The sequence below is a fragment of the Gordonia sp. 852002-10350_SCH5691597 genome (assembly GCF_001665715.1).
Taxonomy (GTDB): domain Bacteria; phylum Actinomycetota; class Actinomycetes; order Mycobacteriales; family Mycobacteriaceae; genus Gordonia; species Gordonia sputi.
Map to the genome: position 1 here is coordinate 29,530 of NZ_LZMO01000240.1, position 11,672 is coordinate 41,201.

Below are 11,672 nucleotides of genomic sequence, written 5' to 3' on the forward strand. Positions count from 1 at the left end.
GCGAACTACGACATCGACGACCAGCCAAGTCTCAACAGGGCTAGAAGCCACGAGGCGCAGCATGTGTCCGGGTTCTGTGGGGGAGATGAGTTGGCTTCGACGACCGAGGGGTTCGTGCGTCGTGCGCGGATCGCCATGCCGCGTACGCCGGGCGGCGAGTTGACGATCGCACCACCGCCGGACGTTCCCCGGGTGGTACCCGGGAATCTGTTGATGAAACTGCTGCCGGTCGTCATGATCGTGGCGGTCGTCGGCATGCTGGCGTTGATGTTCGCGACCGGCGGTCGCAACATTCTCAGCAATCCGCTCTTCATGATGTTTCCGCTGATGATGCTCATGTCCATGTTCGGCATGTTCGCCGCGGGTGGTCGCGGAGGCGGTAAGCGGGCCGCGGAACTCAACGAGGAGCGCAAGGACTACTTCAGATACCTCGGGCAACTGCGTGACCAGGTCCGCGACACCGTCGACGCGCAACGCGCAGCGCTGACCTGGAGCCATCCCGACCCGCGCACACTGCCGACGCTGATCGGTACACGTCGGATGTGGGAACGACGGCCGTCTGATCCCGACTTCGCACACGTCCGGATCGGTGTCGGCGCGCATGGACTCGCGACACGCCTGATGCCGCCCGAGACCGGTCCGCCCGAAGACCTCGAACCTGTCTCGATGGTCGCGTTACGTCGTTTCGTGCGAACGCATTCCGTCGTTCACCGATTACCGACGTCGATCTCGCTGCGCGGGTTCCCGGCGGTCAACATCGGCGGCGTCCGCGGAGAAACCCGCGAGGTGGTGCGCGCCCTCGTGGCAGAACTGTGTGTGTTTCACGGTCCGGACCATCTGCGGATCGCGATCGTCACCGCCGACCCCGTCGGCGAGGCATGGGACTGGACGAAATGGCTTCCCCACGTGGGACATCCGAGCCTTCGTGACGGATTGGGGCCGCTGCGTATGGTCTTCGAGTCGCTCGCCGACCTGGAGACGTCGCTTGCGGCGGAACTACTCGACCGCGGTCGATTCAGTCGCTCCGCACCGCCCGTGGCCGGGCGAGCGCACGTCGTCGTCATCATCGACGACGGCCACGTCGCCGGAGACGAGCGGCTGGTCAACGATGCTGGTACCGAACAGGTGACCGTTCTCGATCTGTCTGCCCCGCCCGATGGACTGGCTGCACGGCGCGGACTCGAGTTGATGATTCGCGGCGGCAAGGTCTGTGCGCGTAGCGCTGTCGGCATCGAGGAGTTCGCCGACATGGATGGGTTGACGATCGCCGAAGCGGAGGCCATCGCACGCAAACTCGCTCGCTACCATGTGGCAACCGCGGCGAGCATGGCCAACCTGGACTCCGAGGCGACAGCAGGCGATCCGGGACTGCCCGCTCTTCTCGGCATCGACGACGTTGCTCGCTTCGATCCGAGCGTGCAGTGGCGCGGTCGGACGGGTAAAGATCGCCTCCGTGTGCCGATCGGTTTCCAGCCGAACGGAACGCCTGTTGAGCTCGACATCAAAGAGAGCGCACACGGAGGCACCGGACCGCACGGATTATGTATCGGCGCAACGGGTTCGGGAAAGTCCGAGTTTCTGCGCACGCTTGTCGTATCCATGTTGGCAACACACTCGCCTGCCGAACTCAACCTCGTTCTCGTCGACTTCAAAGGCGGGGCGACGTTCCTGGGCCTCGAGTCGGCGCCGCACGTTGCGGCGATCATCACCAACCTCGAGCAAGAACTGGCAATGGTCGACCGGATGAAGGACGCTCTCTCCGGTGAGATGACTCGTCGACAGGAGGTGCTCCGCGCCTCGGGAAACTTCGCCAACGTTGCCGAGTATGAGCGTGCGCGCGCCTCGGGTGTGCGTCTCGAGCCGATGCCTGCACTCTTCATCATCGTCGACGAGTTTTCCGAATTGCTCTCCCAGAAACCGGATTTCGCGGAACTGTTCGTGGCGATCGGTCGTCTTGGGCGTTCGCTGCACATCCATCTGCTCCTGGCCTCGCAGAGGTTGGAGGAGGGCAAACTGCGTGGCCTCGACAGCCACCTGTCGTATCGCATCGGGCTGAAGACGTTCTCCGCCAACGAGTCGAGGTCGGTGCTCGGCGTTCCCGACGCCTATCACCTGCCGAGCGTCCCGGGCTCCGCCTACCTCAAATGCGACAGCGCCGAACCGATCAGATTCAACACCTCGTATGTGTCCGGCCCCTATCACTCGCCATCTGCCTACCTCGACGAGATCGATGTGGACTCCGATCGTCCGCGCGCCACGATGAGAATCTTCACTGCGCTGCCGGTCCCACTCGACGGTGCGGTTTACGGCCGTGCGGAAGACGGCGATGGGGATTACGCAGTGGCCCGGCAGGGTTCGGTACTCGACGCCGCGCTGGCGCTGCTCGACGAGGAGCCGCCGAGATCTGACTCGAACACCGCCGAGCTGGGAAAGGTAGACGGGGATGGGGCGGGCGAGTCCTGCGTCAACGGAAGCGTCGCTGCCGACGTCGTCGGGGTTGGTGTTCCGACGTTGCTGCAGACACTCGTCGGGAGAATCGCGGGGCACGGACCCGCAGCGCACGGTGTCTGGTTGCCCCCGCTCGACGACTCTCCGACAGTCGACGTACTCGTCGGTCGGGACGTGAATCAACCCGCTGCGCCAGGCACTCTCGTCGCTGCCGTCGGCATCGTCGACCGCCCGTACGACCAGCGTCGCGACCTGCTGCTACTCGATCTGTCGGGCGGCGCAGGCAACGTCGCGGTTGTCGGTGGTCCGCAATCGGGCAAGTCGACGGCGCTGCGCACCCTGGTCATGTCGATGGCGGCAACGCATACACCCGAGCAGGTTCAGTTCTACTGCCTCGATTTCGGCGGTGGCAGCCTCGCGGGGCTGGCCGGAGTGCCGCACGTCGGGTCGGTGGCCTCGCGCGGCGATCTCGACGCGGTGCGACGCACGGTCGCCGAGGTGTCGGCGATCCTGCGTCGTCGCGAATTGCTGTTCGCGCGCTTGGGAATTGAGTCGATGCAGGACTTCCGCGCGCGTCGGGCGCAGTGGTTCGCCACCGGAGTCCTCGCCGACGACGATCCTCTCGGCGACGACCGGCACGGCGATGTGTTCCTCGTCTTCGACGGCATCGCGGTGCTGCGCGGCGAGTTCGACTTTCTCGACGAACAGATCAGCACCCTTGTCTCGCAGGGACTCTCGTACGGAGTTCACGTCGTCATCGCGGCGTCGAGGTGGGCAGAGGTCAAGCCGGCGATGCGCGACCTGATGGGCAGTCGGATCGAACTGAGGCTCGGCGACCCCAGCGACTCGACGATGGGCAGGCGCGCCGCGGCATCGGTGCCGCAGAATCGACCAGGACGCGGACTCACCGCACAGGAACTGCACATGCTCATCGCGTTGCCGAGGCTCGACGGGGTTTCCTCGGCGCAATCGCTACGCGCCGGTGTCGCTCACGCCGCGGAGAAGCTGCAGAACGCGTACGGAGCTGACCGGCGGGCCATGCCGGTGCGCAAACTCGGCACCGAGATCACCCGTGAGCGCGTCGACGAGTTGTTGACGGCGTCGTCGATCACGTTGGGGCCCAACCAGGTAGCGATAGGCGTCGGCGAACTCGAGCTTGCTCCCGTGGTCCTCGACTTCGGCGTCCAACCGCACTTCATGGTGTTCTCCGATGTCGAGCACGGCAAAACCAACGTGCTCAAGACGATCGTCACGGGGCTCGTGCGCAATTCGACGCCCGACGAGGTCAAGATCGTCCTCGTCGACTTCCGGCGCACGATGCTGGGCATCATCGAGGGCGAGCACCTGGCGGGCTATGCGAGCTCGACCGAGAACGCGGGATCGATGATGACCCAACTCGCGGGCTACTTCCGTGACCGGTTGCCACCGGAAGACCTCACCGTGCAGCAGCTGAAGGAACGTAGCTGGTGGTCGGGTCCCGACATCTACGTCATCATCGACGACTACGACATGGTGGCTACCGGCGCTCGGCATCCGATCGAACCGCTGGTCGAGATGGCGTCACACGCCCGCGACATCGGACTGCACATCGTGCTCGCCCGTCGGTCGGGTGGCGTCGGTCGGGCGATGTTCGACCCGGTGATCGCCCGGCTGAAGGACCTGTCGAGCGACGTCCTGCTGATGAGCGGCGACCGCGACGAGGGCTACATCGTCGGTCGATCCAGGATGCAGCAGCTCGTGCCGGGCCGCGGAGAACTCGTGTCGCGAGTCAGGCCGCAGGAAATGATCCAGGTGGCCCTCGAGGCGGATCGGTGAGCGTGACGATCCCACAGTCGGAACCAGTCGCCCCGGCCGCACCGGCAGCTGCGCCGGTCGTCGTCGATCTCGCGTACGGCGAGGCCGTCGTCGACACCGCGAGCGGGCCGGGGCCCCTCGACGTCACCTTCTTGCTCGACCACATCGACGCGGCCGCGGTGACCGTAGCCGGCGCGTCGCGTGATGTCGGAGAGCTCTGGCGCGAGGTGCTGTGGAACATCGCTCGCAGCGTGAGCGATCGACCGCTCCTGATCGGCCACCCCAGCACCTGGGGGTCGGTGCGGTGCGGGGTTCTCGCGCGCGCGGCCGCGGGTATGCGCCCGCCTGCGAGTCTGATACCTCGCGCAGTTCTCGTGGCACGTAGTCACAGCGACACCGTGATGGGCAACTGTGTGGTCGTCGAGACGACACACCGCCCGAGCTATCCGGCCGACACGGTGCCACCGACCTGGGATGTTGCACGGTTGGTCCGCACCTCCGGGGGTTGGGTGATCGAACGCAGCGGCGTCATCACCCTGGATGACGCCGCTCACGTGGGGGAGAAGATCGTCGCGCTCGTCGACGACTCGGTGGAGGCGGTATTCGTCGACGGTTCCGACCGGGATGAGGTACGCGCGGCGATCGGAGAGATCTGCGCGTATGCCGTTGCGGGACGGGTCGTGCCCGTCGATCGTGCACTTGTCCGTCGGCACGGAGCACGGACGGCCGTCGTCGCCCCGCTACCTGAGGCGATGGGCGACCAACCGGGGGACGCACGTGCACGCCAGTCGTTCGCGTGGCGATACCGACTGCCGATCGCGTGCTGTGCTCTGCTGGTCGTCGGTCTGGTGGTGCTCGGCGTCGTCGGATGGCGACACGACGCGCCGCAGGGGCCGACATACCGCGACGCCGTCGTCGGGCGCACCACGCTGTCGGTGCCGGCGGCCTGGCATCGCAGCGCGCCACCGATGCCAGGCGACCCGTCCGATCGTGGCACTGGCCAGGCCCGCAGTGTGTTCACCGATCCGGGGTCGGGTGGTCGGATTCTTCTGGTGCAGAGTGACGTGCGCTCGGCGTCGACGCTCGACTCGGTGGCGAACAGTTTGCGCAACCGGATCAGTCAGCGCGGCGACGACGTGGTGAGTGAGTTCTCGGCGTCGACGAGGTTCGGGGACCGCGAGGTGATCGCCTACCGCGAGGCACCCGCGTCGGGCTCGGCGATCCGCTGGTACGTGCTGGTCGACGACGATCTGCAGGTGAGTATCGGGTGCCAGGCCGGTTCTGCGGGAGAATCGGTCGACGCCCACTGTGCACGGGCTGTGTCGACGGCGAGGATCGTCCCGTGAGGCCACCAGCCGCGTTTTGACCCTGACCAGCGGCGTCGCGTACTCTGGGTCGCTGGTGCGTGACACCTTCGTTCCTGCGTGGAGCAAGGTAGCAGAGCCCCGGGTCCCCACTGGTCGCCGGGAATCGTCTCCGTCTGCGCCCCTGACCAGCACCATCGACACAAGAGTTGAGGACCACCTGTGCCTACTTACACCCCGAAGGCCGGTGACATCACGCGTACGTGGCATGTCATCGACGCCAACGACGTGGTGCTCGGCCGGTTGGCCGTGCAGAGCGCGAACCTGCTCCGCGGCAAGCACAAGCCGACCTACGCACCCCACATGGATGGTGGCGACTTCGTCATCATCATCAACGCCGAGAAGGTCGCGCTGACCAGCAACAAGGCTGATCGCAAGCTGAACTACCGGCACTCCGGACATCCGGGTGGCCTCAAGGTGCAGACCACCGCTGAACTGCTCGAGTCGCACCCCGAGCGGGTCGTCGAGAAGGCGATCACGGGAATGCTGCCCCACACCAAGCTCGGCCGCGCCATGGCCTCGAAGCTCAAGGTGTACGCAGGCCCGAACCATCCCCACGCGGCCCAGCGCCCCGTCCCCTTCGAGATCAAGCAGGTGGCCCAGTGAGCAACGAGAACATCAGCGACGAGGCTGTGGAAAACGCAGTCGAGAACGCCGCCGACGCGCAGGCCGCTGCCGGTGACAACACCGCTGCCGCAGAGGGCGCTGTCGAAGCTGCCGTCGAGGCCGCTGTCGAGCTCGAGCAGGCCGCAGATGATTACGACACCGAGGCACCCGCTGCCGCCGAGGTCACGATCGATCGTGGTCCCGTGGTCATCGACCGTCCGATCCAGACCGTCGGTCGCCGCAAGGAGGCCGTGGTCCGCGTCCGCATGCTGCCCGGTTCGGGTGGATTCACCCTCAACGGCCGCAGCCTCGAGGACTACTTCCCCAACAAGGTTCACCAGCAGCTCATCAAGGCTCCGCTGGTGACCGTCGAGCGCACCGAGTCGTTCGACATCTACGCCAAGCTCGTCGGCGGCGGCCCCTCGGGCCAGGCCGGTGCGCTGCGTCTCGCGATCGCCCGTGCCCTCATCGAGGTCACCCCTGAGGATCGTCCGGCACTCAAGAAGGCCGGCTTCCTGACTCGCGACCCGCGTGCGGTCGAGCGCAAGAAGTACGGCCTGAAGAAGGCCCGCAAGGCGTCGCAGTACTCCAAGCGCTGACTTGGCACGCCTTTTCGGTACCGACGGCGTCCGAGGCCTGGCCAACGCCAACTCACCGCAGAGTTGGCGTTGGGCCAGGCCTCGGCCGCCGCGGTCGTTCTCGGAGACCTTTCCACATCCCGCGACAGCACCACAGGCTTCCGGCCCCAGGTGGTCGTCGGTCGTGATCCGCGTGCGTCGAGCGAGATGCTAGAAGCCGCGGTCTGCGCCGGACTCGCCTCGGTCGGCGCCGACGCCATCCGCGTCGGCGTGCTGCCGACGCCCGCCGTCGCCTTCCTGACCGGCGACTACGACGCGACGTTCGGTGTGATGATCTCGGCGTCGCACAATCCGATGCCCGACAACGGCATCAAGTTCTTCGGCGCGGGCGGACACAAGCTCGACGACGAGGTCGAAGACCGGATCGAAGCCGTGATGACCTCCGGCGACGTTCCCCATCCCACCGGTGCGGGCGTTGGTCGTCTACGCGAGGCACCCGACGCCGGTGCCCGCTACGCGGCGCATCTCGCCGCGGCCATCGACGCGCGACTCGACGGACTCAACGTCGTCGTCGACTGCGCGAATGGTGCTGCGGCACAGGTGGGTCCGCAAGTGTTCGCCAGTGCTGGTGCCACCGTCACCACCATCCACGCCGAACCCGACGGCATCAACATCAACGCCGACTGCGGCTCGACGCACATGGAGAAGTTGCAGGCGGCCGTTCTGGAACATGGCGCCGACCTCGGCATCGCGTTCGACGGCGACGCCGACCGATGCCTCGCAGTCGACTCGACCGGACAACTGGTCGACGGCGACGCGATCATGGCCATTCTCGCCACCGCACTGCATGCCCGCGGCCGACTCGTCGACGACGTGCTGGTCGCCACCGTGATGAGCAACCTCGGTCTGCACATCGCCATGCGCGAAGCGGGAATCGAGGTGCGTACCACCGCTGTTGGTGATCGGTACGTACTCGAGGAACTGCGACGCGGAGGCTATTCGCTCGGTGGAGAGCAGTCCGGTCACATCGTCTACCCGCAGTCGGGAACGACCGGCGACGGCATCCTCACCGGGTTGCTGCTGATGGAGCAGATCGTCAGGTCGGGCAAGCGTCTGGCCGAACTGGCGTCGATCGTCACCGTGCTGCCGCAGGAACTCATCAACGTTCGGGTCGCCGACAAGCACGCGGTCGCGATCGCCGACTCGGTGCGCGACGCCGTCGAGGTGGCCGAGCAGGAGTTGGGATCGACAGGACGAGTTCTGTTGCGTCCCTCGGGAACCGAGCAACTCGTTCGCGTCATGGTCGAGGCACCGACACCCGAACTCGCACGCGGCGTCGCCGAGCGGATCGCCTCGGTCGTCGCCGAAGCAGGCTCATCGGAGTCTGTTGGTGCGTCAGCGCGGTCGGAGTAGGGACGTCGGTGACGCGATGAGCAGCACTCCCAAGGCGGTCCTGTTCGACTTCTCGGGGACACTGTTCCGCTTCACCGACCAGCCTGAATGGTTTGCCGACCTCCACGACGAGAACGGTCAACCACTGCACCTCGACCACCAGATGGAACTCATCCGTCGGATGACGCAGCCCGTCGGGCTTCCCGCCGCCGTCGAAGATGACGATCGAATCTCTTGGGAGAGAAGGGATCTCGATCCGGCCGAGCATCGTCGTGCTTATCTGGCGATCCTCCGGGCGTCGGGATTGACGGTTCCCGGTCAGGCGGAGTCGCTCTATGAACGGGTGCTCGACCCGGCGTCGTGGGAGCCGTTCGACGACACCGCGACGGTCTTGCGGGGCCTGAAGTCGGCGGCCGTTCCGGTCGGCATCGTCAGCAACATCGCCTTCGACGTCCGCAAAGTGCTCGAGCGCGTCGGCCTGCGTGATCTTGTCGACGCGTACGCACTCTCGTACGAGGTCGGCGCGATCAAGCCCAATCCGAGGATCTTCGAGGCTGCCCTCGACGAACTCGGTGTCGCGGGCTACGACGCCCTGATGATCGGCGACAGCTCCGAAGCCGACGGCGGGGCGACGCGCATCGGTAGCGCGTTCGAACTCGTGCACGACGTCCCGCCGCAGCAACGCCCGACAGCCCTGGTCGACGCCGTGGAGCGGCACGGAATCGCTGTGTCGTAGCGTTCGGCGACCTCGTCGACCGCAACTGTTGCTGAGTGAATGTCGGCGGGTACCGAGAAAATGTGGGCGAACATGGAACCCGCGGCGTGTTCTCACCGTCTAGACTTCGACGCCACACGTAGATAGCCGCATATCGGGCACCCGAACGAGGTGTCCGACGCTATCTCGACAGCGCGGGCGGCAGACGGGTGGGACTATGTCAGAAGTGAGTTCGCGGGGAGACCATCTCCGCGTCGACCTCGATCAGGTGCACGGGGTGGTCTCGTTCTATCGGCGCGCGTCGTCGGTCGTCGCCGCCGCCGCATCCGACATGGAGTCGGCGGCCTTCGGCAGGTGGTGTTCCGGTGAGGCGTACGCGACGCTGGCCGAACGCTACGTCGCGATGGGCGACCATCTCGCACAACGACTTCGGACCCAGTCCATCGCTGCGGCCGACCTCGCGGACACGCTCGAGCAGGGGATGAGTCGCCTCGACGACGCCGATGCCGAGCTCGCGCCCGTGATCCGACGAGCCGCCGGCGGTCATTCGGGGACTGTGCGCCCGGCGGGAGCCGGCGAGTGACGCACGCGATGGAGGAAGTGCCGGAGGGTCTACCCGCACTACGGGAGCAGGCGATCGCGAGCATCGACGACCTGGTCTCGCTGATGGGTGTCGGCCGGTCACTCGGGATCGACGTTCCCGCCGACGACGAGCTGCGAGAACCGTTGGCGCGCATCGGACAATTCGACGTCGCCGCACTCGCCGACGACGCGCATCGGCTCGCGGCGGCACATTGCGCAGTCGCCGAGCAACTGCACTGCCTGCCCGAGCAGCAGATCAGACTCGACGACGGGTGGTCGAGCGCATCGGGCGACGCCGCGACCGCGCTCCTCGTCGCACATCAGCGCCGCGCCGAGTCGGATCTCGGTGTGCTGCGCACCCTGTCGGAGTCGACGAGCAGTGCGGCGTCGGGAATCGATCGACTCCTGCGAACCTGGTACGTCACGGTCGCGCGTTGCTCGTCTCCCATCATCGCGGGCGTTCCGATCGCCGAGCTGCCCGCAGCGGTCCTCACCGGGGCGGTTCCGCTCTCGCTCGTGGCGGCCGACATCGCGTCGCGGGTGCGACTGTTTCTCGACACCGCCGACACGACGGTCCGCACGGTCGACGAGATCCTCCACACGCTCAACCGGGCGACCGAGGGCCTCGACGTCGAGACGTACCCCGATCGCGAGCGCGGCCGCGCCGACGTGAATCATTCTGTACCACAACAGATGTCGGTTGACTTCTCGGACGGCCAACCCGCAGGGCGAGCCCATGACGACAGCGACGGTGAGCGGAGTCGCGCGCCTGAGCGGGAGATCGAGCCGCCCGGTCGCGCCGTCGACCACGAGAACGTCGACGTTCCGCTGACGCTGCCGCAACCCGGGAGTTCTCGATCTGACAGCCCACCCAGCCGGGATCAGACCGACACGGCGCCCGCTTCCCAACCGCCCCCGACGTCGCGGGACGACGTCGATTCCGGCGCAGACCTGGCACTGGCAGGAGACCAATGAGCCTCGCGGATCAGATCGACGCGATCACTCGCGGCGCAACCGAATCGATCGTCGTGGCGTCGCGCGAGTTCACCGCGACGCAGGCCGAATTGGCGAGCACACTCGCCGAGCATCGACGACGATCGGGATCACAGGCGGCCCGGATGCGCGAACAACTCGTCGACGATGCCGACGAGGCTGACGCGCTTCCCCGGCTGCTGCTGCCGGCAGATCTGGCCGAGGCGAGTCCACATTCTCCCCCTGAGGCGCTTTCGGGTGGTGTGACGACATAGGCTGAGCAACGTGGCTCGGAAAAAGCGCGTCTCCACGAAGTCCCCCGACAAGTTGTCCAAGCAGCTTGCCCGGCGAGGTCCGCACAAGGTGCTGCGTGGCGACCTCGGCATCGTCGGAATGCCCGGTCATGTCTTCACACCCGCCGACGCCGGTCGGTACCCGGCTATCGCGTTCGGTCACGGGTGGCTCACCAGCGCCAACCGCTATCGCTCGCTGCTCTATCACTTCGCGTCGTGGGGGATCGTCGTCGCCGCTCCCGACGACCAGAAGCGCGTGATGGCGTCCGACATCGGGCTCGCGGCCGACCTGAGGGCAGCGGCGTCGATCGTCAGCAACTACTCGCTAGGCACCGGCGAGATCACCGTCGACCGTGACCGGATCGGCTTTGTCGGGCACGGTTTCGGCGCGTCCGCGGCCGTCATCGCCGCGGGCGATCAGCAACTGCTCGGGCAGGAAGCGCCGGATGCGCGCGGCGTCGTCGCGCTGTTCCCCGCTCCAACGACGCAGGCACTGCCGCAGGCAGCGAAGACCGCAACTGCTCCGTGCCTGCTGCTCACCAGCGCCGGGGATCTCGACAACGTCGACGCCAACGCGCTCGCGCTGGCTCGAGATTACGCGGGAGATGTGTCATTGCGCACCATCCCCAAGGCGACCCGTGCAGGCATCGTCGAGCGACCGTCGGTCAAGTCGCTACTCGGGTTCGCCGCGGTCGACCGTAAGTCTCATTCGGCCGTACGTGCGATGAGCACGGGATTTCTGCTGTACACCCTCACCGGTGACCCTCACTACGCCGCCTTCGCCGACGCCGAGGCGCAGATCGGCAAGACGACGGTCGTCGAGCTCGACGACGTGCCCGAGGAGCGCCCCGATTCGGTATCGCGATTGCTCGGCGCCAAGTCGGGCGGCGGGGCTCGTCAATTGCTCGCAAAATCCCCGGTACGCTGA

Annotated in this window: 9 protein-coding genes and 1 pseudogene; all 10 read left to right on the plus strand. The window is 66.6% G+C overall.

What is annotated here, in order from left to right; translation table 11 throughout:
* Nucleotides 1–90: 90 nt before the first annotated feature.
* The 10 genes and pseudogenes from eccCa (at nt 91) to A5777_RS17645 (ending at nt 11,672) form a co-directional block, all read left to right on the plus strand.
* Complete coding sequence (gene eccCa / locus A5777_RS17600) at nt 91–4,263, plus strand: type VII secretion protein EccCa (protein ID WP_064863622.1); 4,173 nt, start codon at nt 91–93, stop codon at nt 4,261–4,263.
* The gene (locus A5777_RS17605) at nt 4,260–5,588 is read left to right on the plus strand and encodes a type VII secretion-associated protein (RefSeq protein ID WP_082933733.1); all 1,329 of its coding nucleotides are present in this window, start codon (nt 4,260–4,262) and stop codon (nt 5,586–5,588) included. Before eccCa ends, A5777_RS17605 begins: the two co-directional genes overlap by 4 nt.
* Before the next feature lie 180 nt (nt 5,589–5,768).
* Complete coding sequence (gene rplM / locus A5777_RS17610; protein ID WP_005174183.1) at nt 5,769–6,212, plus strand: 50S ribosomal protein L13; 444 nt, start codon at nt 5,769–5,771, stop codon at nt 6,210–6,212.
* Nucleotides 6,209–6,811 carry a 30S ribosomal protein S9 gene (gene rpsI / locus A5777_RS17615; RefSeq protein WP_064863624.1) on the plus strand — a complete coding sequence of 201 codons (603 nt, stop codon included), beginning with the start codon at nt 6,209–6,211 and terminating at the stop codon, nt 6,809–6,811. The genes rplM and rpsI overlap by 4 nt, the downstream gene beginning before the upstream one ends.
* A gap of 1 nt (nt 6,812) precedes the next feature.
* Nucleotides 6,813–8,203, plus strand: a pseudogene (gene glmM, locus A5777_RS17620) (phosphoglucosamine mutase).
* Nucleotides 8,204–8,219: 16 nt separating this feature from the next.
* On the plus strand, nt 8,220–8,918 hold the full coding sequence (locus A5777_RS17625; protein WP_064863673.1) for an HAD family hydrolase: 699 nt from the start codon (nt 8,220–8,222) through the stop codon (nt 8,916–8,918).
* 196 nt (nt 8,919–9,114) lie between these two features.
* Nucleotides 9,115–9,480 (plus strand): hypothetical protein, encoded by a 366-nt coding sequence (locus A5777_RS17630; RefSeq protein WP_064863625.1) that lies wholly within the window; start codon nt 9,115–9,117, stop codon nt 9,478–9,480.
* Nucleotides 9,477–10,454 carry a hypothetical protein gene (locus A5777_RS17635; protein ID WP_082933734.1) on the plus strand — a complete coding sequence of 326 codons (978 nt, stop codon included), beginning with the start codon at nt 9,477–9,479 and terminating at the stop codon, nt 10,452–10,454. The genes A5777_RS17630 and A5777_RS17635 overlap by 4 nt, the downstream gene beginning before the upstream one ends.
* On the plus strand, nt 10,451–10,726 hold the full coding sequence (locus tag A5777_RS17640; protein ID WP_064863627.1) for a hypothetical protein: 276 nt from the start codon (nt 10,451–10,453) through the stop codon (nt 10,724–10,726). Before A5777_RS17635 ends, A5777_RS17640 begins: the two co-directional genes overlap by 4 nt.
* Before the next feature lie 10 nt (nt 10,727–10,736).
* The gene (locus A5777_RS17645; protein WP_064863628.1) at nt 10,737–11,672 is read left to right on the plus strand and encodes a dienelactone hydrolase family protein; all 936 of its coding nucleotides are present in this window, start codon (nt 10,737–10,739) and stop codon (nt 11,670–11,672) included.

What these genes read in the sequence shown, in the direction of transcription:
- A5777_RS17630 (WP_064863625.1), top strand. Translation starts at nt 9,115, where the DNA reads ATGTCAGAAGTGAGTTCGCGGGGAGACCATCTCCGCGTCGACCTCGAT.
- A5777_RS17625 (WP_064863673.1), top strand. Translation starts at nt 8,220, where the DNA reads ATGAGCAGCACTCCCAAGGCGGTCCTGTTCGACTTCTCGGGGACACTG.
- A5777_RS17640 (WP_064863627.1), top strand. Translation starts at nt 10,451, where the DNA reads ATGAGCCTCGCGGATCAGATCGACGCGATCACTCGCGGCGCAACCGAA.